Genomic DNA, 20,484 nt, shown 5'->3' with positions numbered 1-20,484 from the left:
CTTAAGTCCTCCAAATGAAAAAGAAAAATGAAGAAATGAAAAGGCTAATTTTGGACATACTAAAGGAAAAGGAGGCGGTTCCGATTTTTTTTGGTAAACGTGCAAAAGAAGAAGAAATGGAAACAATTCTTGTTGATACTGAAATTTTTTCATGCATGGATAATTCATGTATAGGCTGGATGAGAAAGGATTTTGTATCTGACGATTTACTGTGCCCAATGTGTGGTAATGAAATGATACAGGAAATTCGTGAGCTTCCGAAAATATAATAAGTTTCGTGACAAAGACTGTCTTGCTGATGACAGTCTTTATCTATACCCATATCTTCTACAAATTTTCATTTTGCTGTCCGATTTCACCGGCGGCAATAATTGAATTGGCTTCTTTAAGTAATTCATGCTCATCGACCGAATCACCGGGAACATTTTTTAAATTTGGATAGATGGCCCCATTATTAATGGTAATGGTTTTTTCTTTTGGAGCGGTTGTCAAATAATCTTCCTTCTTTGCCATTTCATCATCTCCTTACGTACAGGTTTTGCATTCCAATTGGCTTCTATGCTTCCCTATTTTTGACCAAAACGGAAAAAACTCTCCGGTTCGTCCGGAGAGTTTTTGTTATTCTTCTTTCTTTGATAGGCAGTGGTCACATTCCATTAGGTAAGATTCAGCTTGCTCTTCCATATGTTGACCACATTCTGGACATTCTTTTTTAGGAAGGTTACGGAAAAATTCAACTGGGCTCATTAACATTATTAAACATCTCCTTTATAGTACAGTTATTTTTATTGTTGTTTGTTGTAGTACAGAATAGGCAAAAATAAAAGTTTCCCTCTTTTTATTCTGCTTTTTTAGATAAACAGCGATCGCATTCCATTAGGTAAGATTCAGCTTGCTCCTCCATATGCTGACCACACTCAGGGCATTCCTTTTTAGGCAGATTACGAAAAAATTCAACCGGACTCATTAACATTTAAAACTCCTCCTTTATTAATACAGTTTATTTTAATCCCTCTTGTTATAGTACAGTATAAACAAAAAAATTAAAAATGTGTAGCCTTTTTTCTAAAAAAGTTAAATTTTTTTAAAAATAAGTCTTTTATCCCGGACAAGTAAGTTTATTAATGATTATTTATGAAGGATTTAATTTAGGGCAAATTAAACAAAAATTTATCTTTCCTAACATTTTGCTTTCCATTACAATCATAGTAGAAATAGGTTAAATGGGGGAATGCACGTTAATGAATGCATTTTTAGGAGATTTTCATCCTTATCTTTTTATAATTGCTGTTGGACTAACCTTTATGGCTTCTTATACGGCCTTAGACATGTTTTCCTTAATTAGGTCCTCAGATCAAAATAAAAGGCTGCTTTTTATAGGCGGCACACTTTCAATGGGAATTGGAGTATGGGTAACTAATTTTATTGGATTATTAACGACAAATAGTACTCTGTTTGCTAACTACCATATTCCATTAACGATTCTTTCCATATTTATTGGAGTTGCGTTTACTGGAATGGCGTTTTTTCCGCTGTTTGGAAAAGAAATTAAGATGTCACATCTGCTTGCTGGCAGTTCATTACTAACAATAGCCGTTTTTTCCATCCATATTATAGGCATTTATTCTATGAATGTGACAATTAAATATCATTTCCTTTTATTTGCTTTTTCTGGACTGTTAATGTTCGCAGCCTTCTTCTTTTCTTTTTGGATTTTGTTTTCTGTAAGGAATTTTCCGACTGAAAATCAAGTTTGGCTAAAGCCGGTAAGTTCGATTATTTTAACTTCGGCGATTGCTGAGGGACATATTTTATTAAAGAAATCGACACTATTTATCACCGATAACAATATGGTTAATAGTTCTGCTCCAGATAGTCTGTTTTTTACTTATTTGGTGCTGTTTGTTTCCGTCCTTATAATGGCGGGACTGATTGTTTCAAGTACCTTAATTAGCAAACAGTTAGCCACATCCGATTTCAACTTAAAGGAATCAATTAAAGAAGTAAAAGATATTACCTTTGCTTTAGATCAATCATCCATTGTAGCGATAACCAATTCAAAAGGTATTATTACATTTGTTAATGATAAATTCAGTGAGATATCAAAATACTGTCGGGATGAATTGATCGGACAGGATCACCGCATTTTAAATTCCGGATACCATTCAAAAGACTTTTTTAAAGATTTGTGGAAAACAATTGGCCAAGGTAATGTTTGGCACGGAGAGATTTGCAACCGTGCCAAGGATGGAGGCCTATATTGGGTGGATACAACGATTGTTCCCTTTTTAAATAGTCACGGGAAGCCGTATCAATATGTAGCGATTCGGACCGATATTTCAGACCGGAAACGTGCTGAGGGACATTTAAAAGAAACAATGAAGGAAAACACTGATATTAAATTTGCTTTGGACCAGTCTTCGATTGTTGCCTTTACAGATTCACGGGGGAAAATTACCAGCGTAAACGACAAGTTTTGTGAGATATCCAAATACAGCCGGGAAGAGATCATTGGAAAGGACCATAATATCTTGAATTCCGGTTACCATTCCAGGGACTTTTTCAAAAACCTATGGAAAACGATTGGGGAAGGAAAGGTTTGGAAAGGGGAAATCCGCAATAAAGCGAAGGATGGAACTTTTTATTGGGTCGATACCACGATCGTTCCATTTCTCAATGAACAGGAGAAGCCATATCAGTATTTGGCGATCCGCAATGATATAACAGAACGCAAGAAGACGGAAGAAGTCCTCCACCGGCAGGATAAGCTTGCCGCGGTGGGGCAATTAGCTGCCGGCGTTGCACATGAAATCCGCAACCCGCTGACATCTATGAAGGGTTACACGGAATTTTTGCAGTTAGATGAGCAAGATCCTGAACGCCTTGAGTTTTTGAATATTATTTTAGATGAAATTGAGCGCGTCAATACCATTGTCGAGGACTTCATGGTCTTGGCTAAACCAAAGGCAGTGGAATTAGAAGAAAAGAATGTTGTACCTGTTATCAAGAATGTGGTTTCACTGCTTGAGTTTGAGGCGCGTAAGAAAAACGTCCGTCTGATGTTTAACTGCAATCAGGAAATAATCCAGATAGAATGTGATGAAAATCGTTTGAAGCAGGTCTTTTTAAACTTTATAAAAAATGGTATAGAGGCCATGCCGAATGGCGGGGATCTGCATGTTAAAACGGTGATTCATGAGAACAATGTGCAAATATCCATTCAAGATACCGGTGTTGGCATTCCAAAAGAAAAGCTGAAAAAGCTCGGAGAACCTTTTTTCACTACCAAGAAAAATGGAAATGGACTAGGGTTAATGGTCAGCTTTAAAATTATCGAAAGCCATAACGGGAAAGTATTTGTAGAAAGTGAACCAAATAAGGGAACAACATTCAATATTCTATTACCGGCAAAAACAGCCTAAAACGGAAGAGCCTATCTTCCGTTTTTTCTTTTTTGAAAAATAGACAAAATTTTTTGCGAAAAAGGAAGCCGTAAATGTAATAATTAGATTAATATGATTATATAGATAGTTTAGTTATCACAGGGAGGGAGCATTTTGGGTGAAGCAAATTTAGTGAAGACAATTTGCGGCTATTGCGGTACAGGCTGCGGATTAGTCCTAGAGGTTCAGGATAATAAAATCGTCAAAATCCGCGGTGACAAGGAAGCACCTGTTAACAAAGGACAAACCTGTGTGAAAGGTGCATTTGCCTATGAGTATGTCCATGCCAAAAACCGGCTGACAGCACCTTTAATAAGAAGGGCCGGGGAACTGGTGGAAACCACTTGGGAAGAAGCTTATCAATTTATTGCAAGCAAACTTTCCGACGTAAAAAGCAAGTGGGGATCAAATGCCATCAGCATGTTCGCTTGTGCGAGAAGCACAAACGAATCAAATTATATAACACAAAAATTTATGCGGACGGTTATCGGCAGTAACAATATTGACGGCTGCAACCGAACGTGACATGCGCCAAGCGTTGCCGGTCTGGCAACTATTTTTGGAAGCGGTTTCCCAACAAACACTTTGGAGGATATCGACAAAGCAGAGGTATTACTCCTAATGGGCTCTAACACGACAGAGGCACACCCGATTATCGCTAATCGCATGAAAAAAGCAGCAAAAGCCGGCCTCAAAATCATTGTCGTCGACCCAAGAAAAATAGAAATGACAAAAGTGGCCCACCGCCACCTGCAAATCAATGTAGGCACTGATATTGCCCTAATAAATGCCTTGATTCGGGTAATTCTAAAGGAAGGTCTTTATAATCAAAAATTTATTGAGCAATTTACAATTGATTTTGATAAACTGGCAAATCAGGTTGAGCTATATACACCGGAATATTCGGCCAAGATCACAGGTCTTGCCCCAGAAGAAATCGTGGCCACTGCCAGGGACTATGCAAATGCGAGCGCTTCGATGATTGCTTATACACTAGGAATTACCGAACATCACTGTGGGGTGAACAATGTTTTCGACATTGCCAATCTTGCCCTTTTAACCGGGAATATTGGAAAGCCGGGCTCCGGAATTATGCCGCTAAGGGGACAAAATAATGTTCAAGGTGCCGGTGATATGGGCTGTCTTCCAAATCAATTGGCAGGAGCAATGAGCTTAACTAATGATGAATACAGAGCACGTTATGAAAAGGAATGGAATATTACCCTAAATCCCCAGGCGGGCGACACCCAAACCAGGACCTTTGATCGGCTTGAGATGGGAGAGCTAAAAGGACTTTATGTGATTGGGGAAAATCCACTTCTCGCCGATGTTGATATGAACCATACAAAAACATTGTTGAAAAAGCTGGATTTATTAATCGTTCAGGACATTTTTCTGACTGAAACCGCGAAAATGGCTGATGTTGTGCTTCCTGCCCGTTCCTGGGGTGAAGTCGAAGGGACTTACACAAACACGGACCGGCGGATCCAACGAGTACGTAAGGCAGTCGAGCCAGGTCTGAATACAAAGGAAGATTGGGTCATTCTTTGCGAGCTGGCGACATTGATGGGTTATCCAATGCATTATAACAAGAGCGAAGAAATTTGGGATGAAGTCAGGAAAATCGCATGGGAAATGTACGGGGGCATTTCATATGAGCGGCTGGAGAAGGAATACAGCATTCATTACCCTTGTCCAGATGAAAACCACCCAGGTACATTTATTATGCATGAAAGGTTCCATCAAACCGAAGCGGCTTCTAAAAAAGCTCCTTTTGTGCCTGTCGATTATACACCGCCTATGGAGCCACCGGATGAAGAGTATCCTTTTACGTTGACGACAGGCAGACGTTATGAGTCGTACAACACGCATACACAGACTCGGCATTACGCTGCGGGAGTGAAAATAAAACAGACTGAAGAGACTGTTGATATCCATCCTGAAGACGCCAAATCTCTTGGAATAGTCGATGGGGAAGTCGTCCAAGTCCGTTCACGAAGAGGAGAACTTCAAGTAAAAGCCAAAATTACAGAACAGGTTGTACCGGGGCTTGTCTTTATGAGTTTCCACTGGAGCGAAACACCGACTAACGTATTAACTTTAAATGAATATGACCCAATTTCGGGAACAGCCGAATATAAAGCTTGTGCCGTAGCGATTGAGCGAATAAGCTAAATAAATAGTAAAGAATAGTGGAAATGAGCAATCCACTATTCTTTTTTTTCCTGTATCGCCAAATCATGGACAGACTGGAATGTTCTGATGCGTTAGAAATGCTATTGTAATATAACTGCCATTCTTGTTAATGAATTAACATCTCCTTGTTCTTTTTCTGTTAAGAAACCATGTTAAGATTACTTTAGACATGCTTCGATGGGAACATAGGAGGTAGTTAAATGATTTTTAAAATAAAAACATTCATTGCAGCTATTGGATTATCAGCGGGTTTTGGGGTGCATGCACATGCTGCAGCGCTAGCAGTGCCTCAAGTGGACTCTATAGAAGAACAGCCAATAATGAATATTACAAATGTGCAAACTTTTGATGATTGGATGAAAATATCAACTCTAAATGATATTCCAATGTTACAAAGTGAAAAACAATTGATTGTTAACAAAACAGATACTTTCTGGGACAGTGCTAATCACATTCAGGAATCAGTCGCTAAAGCAAATGAAACGATTATTAGTCCGGAAACACAGATTGTTGCTCCAAAAATTGTGGAGAACAATGAGCAGAAACCAGAAACTGCTGCACCAATACAAGACAAAACTGAAATAGCCGTTAGCCAGCAGGATAACAGCAAACCAAAGGAACAGCCTGTTGTCGAAAATAAGGCGTCTGCTGAAACGCCTGACAATAACAATCAAAATAATAACGCTGTCGAAGCAACTACAAATGATAATAATAACAACAAGACCATCGATGCACAGCCGGTTGTAAATCAAAATCAACCAAAGGAGATCACTGTAGATGCCACTGCTTATACAGCTTCATGTGAAGGCTGCTCCGGCATTACCAAAACGGGTATTGATATAAAGGCTAACCCAAATGCAAAAGTGATTGCAGTAGATCCAGCAGTTATACCACTTGGAAGCAAGGTATATGTTGAGGGATACGGTGAAGCAATTGCAGGTGATATTGGCGGGGGAATTAATGGACATGAAATTGATGTGTTTATCCCTTCAGAACAAGATGCACTTAAATGGGGACGTAAAACAATTACAGTTAAAATATTAAATTAAACAAGCCGGATTAACATCCGACCTGTCAAATTGCCGAGAAAGGGTATTCTTCTCGGCATTTTTTTTAGTAAATTTATTGTCTCTACTGGTGGGCCTGTTGATTTCCGCTCCGGGCACTCGCTTTCCGTGGGGAGGTCCTGGAGCCTTCTCGGCGCTTTGGCGCCTGCGGGGTCTCCAGTGACCTCTATATCCCGCAGGAGTCGAGTGCCCTCCGCTCCAATCAACAGGGAGGCAAATCAACCTAAGTATTGCCACACACATTTTCCATCCTTGAGAATCGCGTTGCAAGCTTTTTCATATCTTGGCAGGCTGCAGTAAGAAGAGCTGTTCTCTTACATTATTCAATCCCCGCAACACAATAAAAGGGACGAACTTTATCAGGAAGAAACGAGAAATCAATATATTTTTCAATCAAGCAAAGAAAGTGATCATCTGGAACCAATTCTTCAATAGAAACAAATTCATATTCACTTTGGCTTTACTCTTTTGGCTTAAATATTAACTTCACCAATTATTTTATTGGAGTTGAAAGATTTAATTGAATACACCTGTTGATTGGCGCGGAAGGCACGAAGACTCCCGCGGAAAGCGAAGTGACTGGAGCGCCAATCAACAGACTTGTTGAACAGCCTTATATTAATAATATTACAACAAATTAACGCGGTGAATCGTTGAATCGTTAAATAAAATGAGTAAAATAAAAGGCAGTCGAAAGTTTCTCGACAGCCCGACAAGCCGGATGATTATCCGGCTTGTTTTGCTAGTTCTTGGGTTTTTGCAACAGTAGCTTTTCTTTGATAGAAGTACCAGTTTAATGCGAATGAAATTGCATAAAATCCAATAAAGAAATAAAACGCTGTTACTGGTGTGCCTGTGGCATTAACAGACCAGCCGAATAGTTTTGGAATTAAGAATGATCCGTAAGCGGCAAATGCTGCTGAAAAGCCTATAACTGGTGCTGCTTCCTTTGGTATGAAAATATTTGGAATCATTTGGAAGGTAGAACCAGAACCAATCCCTGATGCAAGGAACAAAATTAAGAAAGAAATTAAAAATCCTGCAAATTGTTTAGCATTAAGGAAATAGATTACTCCAATAGCACCAATTGTCATAACAACAAATACATAGGCTGTAACCTTTGCTCCACCCAGTTTATCTGCAATCCAACCGCCTACAGGTCTAGCGGCAGCTGCCACTAACGCTCCAAGGAAAGCTAGTGAAATGTATTCAGGGAATTGGGATTTTAATAATAACGGGAATGCTGCTGAATACCCAATGAACGATCCAAATGTACCGATATAAAGAATGGTCATAATCCATGTGTGTTTCCGCTTAACGATCACAAATTGATCTGCTACTGATTGTTTTGCGCCTGGAACGTTATCCATTTTAAATGCTGCAAGTAATGTTACGATCACAATTGGGATAACCCAAACAAATGCTGCGTTTTGTAACCAAACTTCTTGACCGTTAGATAAAACCTGCTTACCGCCAATTAAGGCAAATGTTCCAGAAGTAATGACTAATGGAGTGATAAATTGAACAACTGAAACTCCCATATTTCCTAAGCCGCCGTTAATTCCAAGAGCAGTTCCTTTTTTACTCTTTGGAAAGAAAAAGCTGATATTCGCACTTGAAGATGAGAAGTTACCGCCGCCTAATCCGCACAGTGCAGCAAGAGTCAGCATAATAGAATATGGCGTATCTGGGTTTTGTACTGCAAAGCCAATTCCAATAGCTGGTATCGCTAATATCGCAGTTGAAATGACGGTCCAGTTTTTGCCGCCTATCGTTCCGACTGCAAATGTATAAACAAAGCGAAGTGTTGCTCCGACAAGACCAGGGATAGCGGCTAAAGTAAAGAGCTGTTCCTCCGTAAAGCTAAAGCCAATATCATTTAAGCGTATTGCAACCACTGACCAAATTTGCCAAACGATGAAGGCAAGCATTAATGATGGGACGGAGATCCATAGATTTCTTTTTGCGTGTTTTTTTCCTTCTGCTTTCCAGAACTTTTCGTCTTCTGGGTTCCAATACGTTATTCGAGCCATTTTGATTTCCTCCAATGTGGGATTTCTATTTTTAAAATGTTAGTTTAGTTGTTTATGATGTTAATATAAACCAAAGGATAACACGATTTTTGTGACGAACGTCACAAAAGTAGTGAAGGAACTGTGAACTCGCTCAAGTTGACAAAAAGTTGTAATAAATTTACCGTGTTGGCAAAAAAAAGAGACCTTCTTAACGAAGATCCCTGTACCTTTTTAACTTTACGCACTTTCCTCTTTAAACATCCCAACGTAATTTTTGGTTTCACCTAAATCATCTTTAATCGCTGTTATAGTCAGCCATTCCTTATAAATTTCATTATTTTTACGCTTATTCCAAATGTGCCCTTCCCAGTATCCTGTCGATGAAAGGCTCGCCCACATTTGCTTGTAAAATTCGTTGTTATGCTCTCCGGATTGTAAAACGCTTGGGGTCTTTCCGATTACTTCCTCCTGTTGATAACCGGTAATTTTCGTGAAAGCCGGATTCACCCTTAGAATGATTCCATGTGGATCAGTGACGCATATTCCATCGACGGCATGGTTCACAATTTGTGTGGAAATATCAAGTTTTTCTTGGAAGTAAAGCCATACGACGATGACCAGACTGGCCAATGAAAATTCAGATAGGGCCATGAATCCAATGGCATAATGACCTGTAAGATTAAAGAGAATGGTTAGTATAATTGGCGGAAAAAAGCCTCCAAGTCCTCCCATTGCGGAAACAATGCCATTAACAATTCCGGCCTGCTTTGAAAAATAGAGAGGAACCAGTTTAAAAATAGCCCCATTTCCGATTCCAGCAAAGAATGCAACTAATAAACAGCCAAAAGAATAAATAGGCAGGGAGGGGGTAAAAGACAGTAAAAAGCCGGCAAATGTAAGGCTGAAGAAAACTGTTGCAAGAATCATAAAAGGATTTACTTTATCCCCTAACCATCCGCCGACGGGACGGAAAAGAGTAGCCAAAGCAATAAATCCTGCAGTACGTAGACCTGCGTCCACCTTCGATAGCTCAAAGTGATTCACTAAGAAGGACGGCAGATAAATCGTAAAGGCCACAAAGGCTCCAAAGGTTATAAAATAAAACAAGCTTAAAAACCAAAGCTTCGGATTTCGATAAACTTTATTAATTTGTTCCGATAATGGAAGGTTAGCCCTTTGTTCCTCCCGGTCACCAAAAAGAAAATTTAATAAGGCAAAAATGATCACAATGATCAGATATATTTGTATCGTTGTTCTCCAGCCAAACTCATTGGCCAGTATTGGTGCGAGGAAGGATGTAATAGCTGTGCCGATATTACCTGCACCATATATGCCATTAATAAAACCATGCTTTGTTTTGGCATAATATTTTGGGAGAGAAGTTACTCCAACGGAAAATATTGCTCCGCCAATCCCAAGCACAAATCCGCCTGCAATTAACATAGACATTGAATTGGCATAACTGATGATGGCAATCGGTACCACGAGAAGTACAAAACTGATTGAAAATAATATTCTTGCTCCATAGCGATTAGTCCAATAGCCAATTGGAACTCTAAGGAGTGACCCAAGTATAACAGGTACCGCTGTGGCCCAGGCAATTTCCGTTGAAGAAAGTGCAATATCTGCCTTAATAAAAGGCATTAATGAAGAAATGAGCACCCATACCATAAACCCGCCGATTAGGCTTCCTGTTTGCAAAAATAGCTGCTTTGTTCCTTGATTCATTCATATTCCTCCTCTGCCTTACAATAAATTAAAAATAAATCTTCCTAATTTATTTCATGCACCACCAACGAATTATTTCCTCCGAAGCATTATATTACATAAAACTGTCACATTCTGTGAGGAATGACACATAAATGTAGGAAAATTGTTTATTAAAGTTCAAAATTCATCAGTATCAGCCAATGTTATAGGGTGAGAAGAAGGATAGAATGTCAATAGAATTCATATTTCATGGACGGAATGGAAAATATATGACAAGAGTTTCGACTTTTAGGCATTTTAAAGTTAAAAGGGTGAGGAAGGAATGTATGAAGCGAAAAAAAAGATTTTATCTTGACCCGCCACAAATACTTGTGCTTGGATTTGCTCTAATTATTTTGATTGGCGCAATCCTGTTGACCCTCCCGGTTTCTACAATGGATGGAAAAGGTCTGCATTTTTTAAATGCCTTGTTTACCGCAACTTCAGCCACCTGCGTCACAGGCCTTGTGGTGGTAGATACGGGAACCACTTTTACTTTGTTCGGCCAATTGGTCATTTTATCCATGATTCAAGTAGGCGGCCTGGGCTTTATGACGTTCGCCACCCTGTTTGCCTTCCTCCTTGGTAAAAGAATTTCATTAAAAGAGCGAATCCTCCTTCAGGAATCCTTAAATAATATTTCGATGGAGGGGATTGTCCGCCTCGCAAAACGTATTTTAATTTTTACATTCGTCATTGAGTTAACAGGTGCAGTACTATTAACCATTCGTTTTTCATTTGATTTTCCCATTGGAAAAGCCATTTACTATGGAGTATTTCATTCTATTTCGAATTTTAATAATGCCGGTTTTGATTTGATGGGTGAATTTCATAGCTTAACAAGTTATGTAGACGACCCAATTGTCACATTAACAGTTTGTGCATTAATAGTATTGGGCGGAATTGGCTTCATCGTTATGAATGAGCTTTACGAATATCGACTCTCCAAGAAGTTGTCCCTGCATACAAAGATTGTTCTTGTTACCACGATTTTTTTTGTGGCACTTGGAACAGTCGGAATTTTCCTCCTCGAACTTACAAATGATAAAACGATTAAGCCATTGACACTGTCTGGAAAAATCCTTGGTTCCCTATTTCAATCGGTAACAGCAAGAACGGCAGGGGCAAATACCTTAAGCGTCGGCGATCTAAGTCATGCTTCGTTATTTTTGATAATTGTACTTATGTTTATTGGTGCATCTCCAGGTTCTACTGGAGGCGGGATTAAAACGACCACTTTTACCACTTTAATGGGAGCGGTTTGGTCGCAAATCCGTGGGAAAGATGATGTGATTTTCTACAGGCAGCGAATTGGTTATGAAACGATTTATAAGGCCCTTACGGTAACACTTAGTGGACTGTTTCTCGTTATGGTGGTTACACTTGTCCTCACTATAACCGAAACTGGGAAGGACTTTTTAATGATAATGTTTGAAACGACTTCTGCATTTGCAACAGTCGGCCTCTCGATGGGACTGACACCAGAACTGTCTTCTATTGGCAAAGGAATCATTATATTTACGATGTTTGCTGGACGGGTTGGACCGCTCACAATCGCTTATGCAGTTACCATACGCAGAAACCCGGATGCTTTCCGATATCCTAAAGGCAAAATCATGATTGGCTAAACTGACAGCGAGGAGGATACTTCTAAAAATGGCAGATCAATTTGCAGTTATTGGATTAGGCAGATTTGGACTAAGCATCGCCAATAAGTTATATGAATCTGGAAGGGATGTACTCGGTGTTGATGTAAACGAGGAAAGGGCAGATGAAGCACAGAGCTATGTAACCCATTCCGTTATCGCTGATTCGACCGATCCGGAGGCGTTAAAATCAATTGGAATTCGCAATTTTGATACCGTCATAGTCGCAATCGGCAATGATATTCAGGCCAGCATCTTAAGTGTCTTGCTATTAAAGGAATTAGGGGTAAAGAAAGTCATTGCCAAAGCCTTAAATAAACTCCATGGGGAAGTTTTAAAAAAGGTAGGGGCCGATTGGGTTGTCTTTCCGGAGCGGGATATGGGAATAAGAGTGGCCCATCAACTGATATCCCCAAAGGTGCTGAACTTTATTGAATTGTCCAAGGATTATAGTGTTGAAGAAGTAAAAATACCGGAAAAAATGACGGATAAAACCTTAAGAGAACTCGATTTGCGTGCCAAGTATAATCTTAGCGTCATCGCAATTCGCCACCATGACGATATTTTTATTTCCCCTTCACCTGATAAAATCATAGACCATGGTGATGTTCTAGTCGTCATTGGAGAAAACCGAGACCTTGAGCGATTTGCAAATCTCGAATAATCTAAGTCCCCCCATTTGAATGGGGGGTTTTTATTTGCGAAAATATAATTATGTTGAGAGGAGAGGTCGAGATGAAATTTACTGATTTAGAAACCACTACAGAACGGTTAGAATTAATGAAAACATTAGCAAATCGTTTCCAATCGAGAGCCCATAAGGTAGATGCGGAGGGTGGGTTTCCTTTTGATAATATTCAAGACCTGAAAGACACGGGCTATACCACATTAACAGTACCTAAAAAGTATGGCGGGAAGGGAATCTCTCTTTCCGAAATGATTAAACTTCAAGAACTGATTGCTGAAGGGGATGGTTCAACTGCCCTGGCGATTGGCTGGCATATGGGCATTATTTATAATTTGAACGAAAAAAATTCATGGAAAGAACCTATTTTCAAATTTTTATGTGAACAGGTAATGGCAGGCTCGTTAATTAACAGCGCTGCCACTGAACCAAGAACAGGGAGCCCGACGCGCGGCGGCAGGCCGGAGACAACGGCTGAACAAAAGGGCGGCAGGTGGCTTCTCAATGGCAGGAAAACCTTTACCACCATGTCTCCAGTTCTTGATTATTTTATCGTCAGTGCAAGTTTAAAGGGTACTGAGGAAATTGCAAATTTTCTTATTCCTCGATCTGCTGAAGGACTAAAAATCGAGGAAACTTGGGACGTTATAGCCATGAGGGGGACGGGAAGCCATGATTTGGTATTGGAGGATGTCATTATACCAGAAGAGCATATAGTCGAGCCAATTAAACCGGGTAAAAAGAGGGCGATGGGCTGGCTGCTTCATATTCCTGCCTGCTATTTAGGAATTGCGAAAGCGGCAAAAAGGTATTCCATAAATTTTGCCAAGGAATATTCGCCAAATAGTATCCAAGGTACAATAATTGATTTGCCAAATGTTCAGCAAAAAATTGGGGAAATGGAATTGAAAATCATGCAGGCGGAATTTTTCTTGTATGGTGCCGCCAAACAATGGGATGAATCAACTGAGGAAGAAAGAGAAAAGCTGGCTCCTGTATTGGGGGCCGCTAAATTAACGGTGACAAATTCCGCTATTTCCATCGTGGACCTTGCAATGAGAATAGTCGGGGCAAAAAGTCTTACATCCCAAAACCCACTGCAGCGGTATTACCGTGATGTGAGGGCTGGGCTCCATAATCCGCCAATGGATGACATGACTATCCAGCTGCTGGCAAAGCATAGTATCACTAATAACTAACCTGTAGAAACCACCAGACCAATTAAAGTACAATAAAAATTGTAAGGCAGGAACTAAGCTTCCTGCCTTACACCATGTCCTCATTTTCCTTTTCGAGATCAGCCGGCTGCGGCTGTGCTTGTTGAGTAATTGTTCCTAGAACTTCCCTATCATATTTACCTGGGTCTTTTCCTGCACCAGGCGCAATATTAGACATCGGCAGCTGTTCCATTTCTTTCCCTCGCGGCATTTATATTCATTCCTTTATTATAAAGTAAGAAATATTTTACTCCTCGATAAGCTCGCTGATTTCCACTGTTGTTCTTTCTTCAAGCGGCCCGCGCAAATGGACGGTCGCGGTTCTTCCATCCTCATTTAACTGGTCAATCCATACAGATGCACCATTGTATTTAACCATGATATCAGCGGATGAAGATAGGATTTGTTTTACCCTATTGACATTCATTACTTTCACTCCTCCATTAATAATCATTTTAGTCTGTGATGAAAGAAGTGATTTTATGCAACGATCTATATGTAACCGCTTTCTTCTATTATATATACAAAAAACTCCTATAAAAGATAAGACTAATATCCGATTGCACACGAAGAACCGAATGTATATGCTAGTTAGAAATACAATTCTACAGAAAAGCCAGAAAGAAAAATAAGGCAGTCCCAAAAAATAAATTAATAAGAAAATGCTGAAACTAAATTTAATATCATTCGTCTAATATTATTGAGTTTGAAAATAGTCATGTCCAACTCCCTAATAGCATAAGAATAAAGGGACATTCAGCAACATGTTAATGTTTTTCTTTTTATAGAAAATATGATATAGTTATTGAGGTTCGTTTACCGAAGTTAAATTTGGTAAGTGAGAGGAGAAGTTTTAAAAATGATTAAGGAAAGACTTTTAAAAAAAGTAAACAAAAGTCATATTACATTTTACGTCATTGCCGTTGTTTTATTTTGGCTAAAAACCTACGCGGCATATCAAATTGAATTTAATTTAGGAATTGATAACAGCCTACAAGAATTTTTATTATTTATCAATCCATTGAGTTCGGCGTTATTCTTTTTTGGAATTGCCTTGCTCTTTAAAAAGCGTACTAAGCTTGTTATGATTATCACAAATTTTATACTGTCCTTTTTACTTTACGCAAACATTGCTTATTATCGCTTTTTTAATGATTTTATAACCGTACCTGTTTTAATGCAGACGAAAACAAATGCCGGACAATTGGGCGATAGCGCTCTTTCACTCATGTCCCCACTTGATATTTTTTATTTTACAGACTTCTTTATTCTAATCGCCCTTGCGTTAACCATGTTCAAACAAGTGACGGTTACAAACAGGAAGTCATTTAAAATCGTTCTTTTGTTTTCGATTACGACATTTTTGTTTAACTTGGGTCTTGCGGAAAAGGATCGACCGCAGCTATTGACTCGTTCTTTTGACCGAAATTATTTAGTGAAATATCTTGGTGCATATAACTTCACGATTTATGATGTCATTCAAAATATCAAATCATCGAGCCAAAGAGCATTGGCAAATTCAACAGATGTTACTGCGGTAGAAAACTATGTTAAAGCGAATCATGCCGCACCAAATCCTGATTACTTTGGCAAGGCAAAGGGAATGAATGTGATTTATGTTTCAATGGAATCATTTCAAACCTTTATGATTGATTACAAGATGCAGGATGGCCAGGAAGTTACACCGTTTCTAAATTCATTAACACATGATCAGAATACATTTTATTTTGAGAACTTTTTCCATCAAACTGGGCAGGGAAAAACCTCGGATGCCGAGTTTTTAATGGAAAACTCATTATACCCGATGGCTCAAGGTGCTGTGTTTGTTAACAAAGCCCAAAACACTTATCAGGCTATGCCGGCCATTTTAAAAGGGAACGGCTATAATTCCGCCGTCTTCCATGGCAACTATAAAACATTCTGGAATCGGAATGTAATGTATAAGGCCTTAGGGTATGATCAGTTTTTTGATGCGGAATATTACAACATGACGGATGAAAACACGAAAAACTATGGCTTAAAGGATAAACCGTTCTTTGCTGAGTCTATGCCAATGCTAAAGAGCTTAAAGCAGCCATTCTATACAAAGTTTATTACCTTATCGAACCATTTTCCTTTCGAAATGGATCCGGAGGACACAGACTTCCCTGCAGGTAATACCGAAGATACGGTCGTTAATCAATACTTCCAATCTGCGCATTATATGGATCAGGCATTGGAACAGTTCTTTAATGATTTAAAGGCTGCAGGTTTATATGATAATACAGTGGTTGTTATGTACGGTGACCATTATGGCATTTCCGAAAACCACAACGATGCTATGGCACAAGTGCTAGGAGTGGATGAAATAACTCCTGCTATTAATGCTAAATTACAGCGGGTCCCTTTATTTATCCATGTTCCAGGAGTACAAGGCGGGATTCAAAAGCAATTTGGCGGCGAAGTAGATGTTCGTCCGACCGTTCTTCATTTGCTTGGTATTGATACGAAGGATTACCTTGAGTTTGGCTCAGATTTACTGTCGCCAAATCATCGCAATTGGGCGTTATTCAGAAACGGAGATTTTGTTTCCTCAGATGTTATTCAAGTAAAGGACAAATGCTATTCGACCGAAACAGGTGAGCTTCTTGAGAATTCAGAGGCGTGCAAGGATATTGCTGAAAAGGTAAGCTCAGAACTGCAAATGTCTGATGAAGTTGTCTACAAAGACCTGCTTCGTTTTTATCAGCCGGAAGGATATACGTCAATCAATCCGAACGACTATGAATACCTTGGACCTAAAACAGGCAAGACATCTAAAACAACAGAAAGCAACTAAACCAGAGGGAAGATTAAAATCTTCCCTCTTTTGTTTTTCCTAATTTTTGAAATAAAAATGTTGAAAAATCCTAATAATAGTGTAAAATTTCACTAAAGGGATATAATTGTATTTAGTGGGAAAATGTTCATTAATGAAGAAGGTGATGAAATGGAACCTAGCAAAAGAGAAGAGAGGCGAAAAATTTTTCGCCAGGAGCTTTTCACTCTTAGGGAAGAAGGATACCTTTCTGAGGCAATCGTCGAAACGGTTGCAAAAGCACACCATCAATACCATTTGGATTTATTAGAGCATGAGAGAATACCTATTCAAACGAAAATAACGGAGCCTGTCAAAAAAACGGCACCAAAACCCCAAAAGGCTAAAAAGGTACTAACAGCGGAAGAGATTCGTGAGAGAAATATCACTTGGTCATTAAACATTGGAGTTATCTTTTTGTTGATTGGCGGATTATTCGTAGCCACAAGCAATTGGGAATCCATGACAAGTGTGATGAAAAGCGGATCCATTGCAGTGGTTGCATTAATGTTTTTTGGAATCGCCATGCTTGCAAAAAAGGTACTGAAAATTGAAAAAACAGCGTTTGCCTTTATTGTTCTTGGGAGTTTATTTCTGCCTATTTTTATCTTATCGTTAGGCTGGTTTGGACTATTAGGCGGGTATTTATCCATCAATGGGGAAGGCAGATATTTGCTTGGTATGCTGGGGAGTATTGTTCCGGTCATTGTTTATCTTCATTTCGCCAAAAACTTGGGATCTAGGCTGTTCGTCTGGTTTTCCTATGTATCGGTTTCTGCGGGTGCTGCTTTTTTGCTGGCAGGACTAAAACTAAATGTCGACTTCTTTTATTTTGGGATGATGCTGTTTAATGCGGTTGTTATTTTTATTTATCACCAGCTTAAAGGCAAAGAAAATTATAAATTGTTTACCAAAGAATTTGTGCCCTTTATACAGGTCAATCTCGTCCTTTGCACCTTATTCATGCTGTTTTTATATGACAATGAGGTTCTCTATAGTTTTAACCTTCTTTTGACCGCTGTGGTTTATTTATCGATGATGTATGTAAGTGGAAGAAAGGAATATCACTTCATATTTAGTGTGATGATTGTTTATGGAGCTTATCAGTTGATTGAAAACAGTTTCCTGGATTACTTTGGAGAGATTGTCTATGCCTTAATCGGTTTTGCCTTTGTGTTTATTCCGAAAGCGCTAGATAATAAGTTTTCACTTGATCGGGTATTTCAATATACAAGTGCCATTATCTCTGGTTTTGCTTTTATTTATATTAGCTTGGAGGGCATTTTACTCCGCTCCGGAAGCCCTTCACTTGTACTAATGCTTGCCTATTTTATCATAGCAGCAAACTTTATCTATTTAGCTTATAGCAGCGGAAAAAAACTATTTCCATATTTAAGTTCTACTTTCATGGCATCAGGACTTTATGAGGCAATCCAATTAGTCTTATGGAAAATCGAAGGTATTGATATTTCACTCTCGATATTTTGCAGTGGATTCCTCTTGTTCACTTTAATAGGAGTAGTAAGAGTTAAATGGCTATCTATTATTCATAAAAGTTCCAAGGATATTGGCTTAGCAGTAATGGCTGCTAGCTTAATGGCCGCTATCCTGTTTAACCAATGGTGGGAGCTTGGGGTTATGCTGCTTCTAACGGTTATGGTCACTTATTTGATTTTGAAGAAGGAAGCAAGCGTTATTTTTAAGGAAATGGCTCTTTGGACTCTGCCAGCTTCACTTGGTTTTTCAGTGGTTAGCTTTGGACAGGAATTAAATATACGAAATGAATACTATTCTGTTGAGTTTGGAAATGCTGTCAATTTTGCGGCAGGGGCCATTCTGGTGGTCTTATCAGCAGTACTTTGGAAAAAGTGGAGTGAGAAAAAGTTAAGCAAAACTTTCCTTTATTCATCGGCCAGCCTTTATGCGATTGCCATTGCCCATGCTTTATTTGGGCCAGTTAACCAGTTATGGGTACAGCCAATAATTATTGCAATAGGCGTTGCACTTTACTTTTACCTATATAAAAAGATTGGAACGGAGTGGGCACCGTTTCCTGTAAGCATCAACACAATGTTAGTTTATTTTTCGGTCATCCATTCCGTTTCCCTGAAGGTTGAATTTGGCCAACTCACGAGTTCCTTAATGGCTGCAACAAGTGCAGTTTTCTTGCTGGGGATCGCTTACTTAACCAGAAAAATAGATTCCGTCTTGTCAGCTGCCTTTGTTTGGACGGGGCATATCTTATATCCAATTGCGCTGACATCTACGTTGGTTCTTTATCACACGGAGGCGCTATATAGCTTTGCCATATCATTGATTGTATACGGTCTGAGTGCAAATTTGGCCAAAAAAGAATGGAATATCAAAATATTCCTTTATGGTGCTTATACTTCGTTATTTTTACTAATTTCAACGGGTATGGATAAATGGCTGGATTCTGTTGTGGGATTGTATGAATTCCCAATTACAGCGGCTTTCATTCTATTATTCTCCTTGCTGGTGAATGATGAATATAAAAAGAGAACGGCCTACTACTTGATTCCATTCGCTATTTTCGGAATTGGCTGTCTTCTTTGGACGTATCCGTTTACCTGGCAGCCTTATATCGTGATAATTGCATACACTTTGGTCACATTACTTTATTTGCATAAAACAAAATGGGATGTGCTTGGTATCATACCGTTGTTTTTCTTGTTTGCGGCAACGGCACAATTTTCTTATTTAGGCGACCTGACCCCTTTACAAAATTTGCTCCTTTCAGGCGGGGTGGGGATTTTGATGTCGGCAATTGGACATAAGGTATACGAAAAGCTGATAACCAAGGGAACAAATCTTATTGCTATCAAAATAGACGGCTATACCATCATTTCCTTTTTGTATTTTTGGCTTATGTACTTCTTTATGGATGAATCACTATGGAGTCATGCTCTCCCTGGCATATTAATTGCCGGTAACTTTTTCTTGCAAAGAAAAAGAGTACCAGCAAATTTCTCGGTTTTTATCGGGATAATCGGCCTCGCTTATTTATTGCAGCCATACTATGCCATTATTGGGCTCCTTGATATTCCTCTTTTATGGGCGAGGGAAGTCCAGGTGCTGCCTTTCATTGTCCTGGTGATATTTATTCGCCGCTTATTAAAAGGCAGGTACTCACAAATAACTAAATCGATTCAATGGGCCGTTCTTATCATTGTTTCATTATTATTAATCCAGGATGGTCTGGCAAGCAATACTATTTATGATGCCATTATTCTTGGTTCCCTTTCCTTACTGTCCATGCTTGCAGGAATGTATTTGCAAATAAAAGCTTACTTTTTTACAGGTGCAGGTGTTTTACTTCTGAATGTATTTTTGCAGACAAGACCTTATTGGGGGAATATGCCATGGTGGGCTTATTTGTTAATCGCCGGACTTATTCTGATTACTGTAGCCAGCTTTAATGAATGGCATAAACAAAAACTCCTGAAAGGGGAAACGACTTTTATTACTGTTTTAAAGGAAAAGACAATTGATCGAATCAAGAGATGGGATTAACCCATCTGGAATCTGTCTATATTTCTTGAAAAATACCATAAAGTCTGTTACTATAGTGTTAACTTAATATTTGTCATTTAGGAGGAGTCTGTCACT

Annotated in this window: 16 protein-coding genes; 9 read left to right on the top strand and 7 right to left on the bottom strand. The window is 39.0% G+C overall.

Features of this window, described 5'->3' with window-relative positions; genetic code table 11:
- Nucleotides 1-14 precede the first annotated feature (14 nt).
- Nucleotides 15-269: a cold-inducible protein YdjO-related protein gene (locus ACZ5B7_RS20695; RefSeq protein WP_241113955.1), complete on the top strand. Its 255-nt coding sequence runs from the start codon at nt 15-17 to the stop codon at nt 267-269.
- 58 nt (nt 270-327) lie between these two features.
- Here ACZ5B7_RS20695 and ACZ5B7_RS20690 read toward each other — a convergent pair whose 3' ends face one another.
- From ACZ5B7_RS20690 to yhfH (ACZ5B7_RS20680), 3 genes are all read right to left on the bottom strand, one after another.
- On the bottom strand, nt 328-513 hold the full coding sequence (locus ACZ5B7_RS20690; protein WP_464490843.1) for a hypothetical protein: 186 nt from the start codon (nt 511-513) through the stop codon (nt 328-330).
- Between the two features lie 105 nt (nt 514-618).
- Complete coding sequence (gene yhfH / locus ACZ5B7_RS20685; protein ID WP_464494537.1) at nt 619-747, bottom strand: protein YhfH; 129 nt, start codon at nt 745-747, stop codon at nt 619-621.
- Between the two features lie 91 nt (nt 748-838).
- The gene (gene yhfH / locus ACZ5B7_RS20680; protein ID WP_213120552.1) at nt 839-973 is read right to left on the bottom strand and encodes a protein YhfH; all 135 of its coding nucleotides are present in this window, start codon (nt 971-973) and stop codon (nt 839-841) included.
- Nucleotides 974-1,241: 268 nt separating this feature from the next.
- Between yhfH (ACZ5B7_RS20680) and ACZ5B7_RS20675 the strand changes: the two genes are divergently transcribed.
- The 3 genes from ACZ5B7_RS20675 to ACZ5B7_RS20665 all read left to right on the top strand — a co-directional run bounded on the left by ACZ5B7_RS20675 (nt 1,242) and on the right by ACZ5B7_RS20665 (nt 6,688).
- Nucleotides 1,242-3,422, top strand: coding sequence for a PAS domain S-box protein (locus ACZ5B7_RS20675; RefSeq protein WP_464490842.1), 2,181 nt, complete (start codon nt 1,242-1,244; stop codon nt 3,420-3,422).
- Between the two features lie 153 nt (nt 3,423-3,575).
- Entirely contained in the window at nt 3,576-5,618 is a 2,043-nt protein-coding gene (gene fdhF / locus ACZ5B7_RS20670) for a formate dehydrogenase subunit alpha (RefSeq protein WP_464494536.1), read from the top strand.
- A gap of 221 nt (nt 5,619-5,839) precedes the next feature.
- Entirely contained in the window at nt 5,840-6,688 is an 849-nt protein-coding gene (locus ACZ5B7_RS20665; protein WP_464490841.1) for a 3D domain-containing protein, read from the top strand.
- Nucleotides 6,689-7,431: 743 nt separating this feature from the next.
- On the opposite strand, the gene ACZ5B7_RS20660 is transcribed toward ACZ5B7_RS20665, so the two are convergent.
- Nucleotides 7,432-8,739, bottom strand: a complete 1,308-nt coding sequence (locus ACZ5B7_RS20660; protein ID WP_464490840.1) for an MFS transporter — start codon at nt 8,737-8,739, stop codon at nt 7,432-7,434.
- Between the two features lie 219 nt (nt 8,740-8,958).
- Nucleotides 8,959-10,449, bottom strand: a complete 1,491-nt coding sequence (locus ACZ5B7_RS20655) for a nitrate/nitrite transporter (protein ID WP_464490839.1) — start codon at nt 10,447-10,449, stop codon at nt 8,959-8,961.
- A gap of 308 nt (nt 10,450-10,757) precedes the next feature.
- Here ACZ5B7_RS20655 and ACZ5B7_RS20650 point away from each other — a divergent pair, with 308 nt between their 5' ends.
- The 3 genes from ACZ5B7_RS20650 (at nt 10,758) to ACZ5B7_RS20640 (ending at nt 14,000) form a co-directional block, all read left to right on the top strand.
- The gene (locus ACZ5B7_RS20650; protein ID WP_464490838.1) at nt 10,758-12,098 is read left to right on the top strand and encodes a TrkH family potassium uptake protein; all 1,341 of its coding nucleotides are present in this window, start codon (nt 10,758-10,760) and stop codon (nt 12,096-12,098) included.
- 28 nt (nt 12,099-12,126) lie between these two features.
- A complete protein-coding gene (locus ACZ5B7_RS20645) occupies nt 12,127-12,780 on the top strand; it encodes a potassium channel family protein (RefSeq protein WP_213145196.1) in 654 nt (217 codons plus the stop codon).
- 71 nt (nt 12,781-12,851) lie between these two features.
- Nucleotides 12,852-14,000, top strand: coding sequence for an acyl-CoA dehydrogenase family protein (locus tag ACZ5B7_RS20640; protein ID WP_464490837.1), 1,149 nt, complete (start codon nt 12,852-12,854; stop codon nt 13,998-14,000).
- A gap of 67 nt (nt 14,001-14,067) precedes the next feature.
- Here ACZ5B7_RS20640 and ACZ5B7_RS20635 read toward each other — a convergent pair whose 3' ends face one another.
- Together ACZ5B7_RS20635 and ACZ5B7_RS20630 are read right to left on the bottom strand one after the other, a co-directional pair.
- A complete protein-coding gene (locus ACZ5B7_RS20635; protein ID WP_241113956.1) occupies nt 14,068-14,229 on the bottom strand; it encodes a hypothetical protein in 162 nt (53 codons plus the stop codon).
- A gap of 36 nt (nt 14,230-14,265) precedes the next feature.
- A complete protein-coding gene (locus ACZ5B7_RS20630; RefSeq protein WP_213145198.1) occupies nt 14,266-14,445 on the bottom strand; it encodes an H-type small acid-soluble spore protein in 180 nt (59 codons plus the stop codon).
- A gap of 432 nt (nt 14,446-14,877) precedes the next feature.
- Here ACZ5B7_RS20630 and ltaS point away from each other — a divergent pair, with 432 nt between their 5' ends.
- On the top strand, nt 14,878-16,836 hold the full coding sequence (ltaS, locus tag ACZ5B7_RS20625; RefSeq protein WP_423798793.1) for a lipoteichoic acid synthase: 1,959 nt from the start codon (nt 14,878-14,880) through the stop codon (nt 16,834-16,836).
- A 150-nt stretch (nt 16,837-16,986) separates the two neighbouring features.
- A complete protein-coding gene (locus ACZ5B7_RS20620) occupies nt 16,987-20,388 on the top strand; it encodes a hypothetical protein (RefSeq protein WP_464490836.1) in 3,402 nt (1,133 codons plus the stop codon).
- Nucleotides 20,389-20,484: the final 96 nt, after the last annotated feature.

This window comes from Neobacillus sp. S1115 (assembly GCF_055385565.1).
This window is presented reverse-complemented; position numbering and strand designations above follow the sequence as displayed.

Bases quoted from the DNA above. Each gene is read 5' to 3' on its own strand.
- ACZ5B7_RS20695 (WP_241113955.1), top strand. From the start codon at position 15: ATGAAAAAGAAAAATGAAGAAATGAAAAGGCTAATTTTGGACATACTA.
- ACZ5B7_RS20690 (WP_464490843.1), bottom strand. From the start codon at position 513: ATGGCAAAGAAGGAAGATTATTTGACAACCGCTCCAAAAGAAAAAACC.
- yhfH (WP_464494537.1), bottom strand. From the start codon at position 747: ATGAGCCCAGTTGAATTTTTCCGTAACCTTCCTAAAAAAGAATGTCCA.
- yhfH (WP_213120552.1), bottom strand. From the start codon at position 973: ATGTTAATGAGTCCGGTTGAATTTTTTCGTAATCTGCCTAAAAAGGAA.
- ACZ5B7_RS20675 (WP_464490842.1), top strand. From the start codon at position 1,242: ATGAATGCATTTTTAGGAGATTTTCATCCTTATCTTTTTATAATTGCT.
- ACZ5B7_RS20665 (WP_464490841.1), top strand. From the start codon at position 5,840: ATGATTTTTAAAATAAAAACATTCATTGCAGCTATTGGATTATCAGCG.
- ACZ5B7_RS20660 (WP_464490840.1), bottom strand. From the start codon at position 8,739: ATGGCTCGAATAACGTATTGGAACCCAGAAGACGAAAAGTTCTGGAAA.
- ACZ5B7_RS20655 (WP_464490839.1), bottom strand. From the start codon at position 10,449: ATGAATCAAGGAACAAAGCAGCTATTTTTGCAAACAGGAAGCCTAATC.
- ACZ5B7_RS20650 (WP_464490838.1), top strand. From the start codon at position 10,758: ATGAAGCGAAAAAAAAGATTTTATCTTGACCCGCCACAAATACTTGTG.
- ACZ5B7_RS20645 (WP_213145196.1), top strand. From the start codon at position 12,127: ATGGCAGATCAATTTGCAGTTATTGGATTAGGCAGATTTGGACTAAGC.
- ACZ5B7_RS20640 (WP_464490837.1), top strand. From the start codon at position 12,852: ATGAAATTTACTGATTTAGAAACCACTACAGAACGGTTAGAATTAATG.
- ACZ5B7_RS20635 (WP_241113956.1), bottom strand. From the start codon at position 14,229: ATGCCGCGAGGGAAAGAAATGGAACAGCTGCCGATGTCTAATATTGCG.
- ACZ5B7_RS20630 (WP_213145198.1), bottom strand. From the start codon at position 14,445: ATGAATGTCAATAGGGTAAAACAAATCCTATCTTCATCCGCTGATATC.
- ltaS (WP_423798793.1), top strand. From the start codon at position 14,878: ATGATTAAGGAAAGACTTTTAAAAAAAGTAAACAAAAGTCATATTACA.
- ACZ5B7_RS20620 (WP_464490836.1), top strand. From the start codon at position 16,987: ATGGAACCTAGCAAAAGAGAAGAGAGGCGAAAAATTTTTCGCCAGGAG.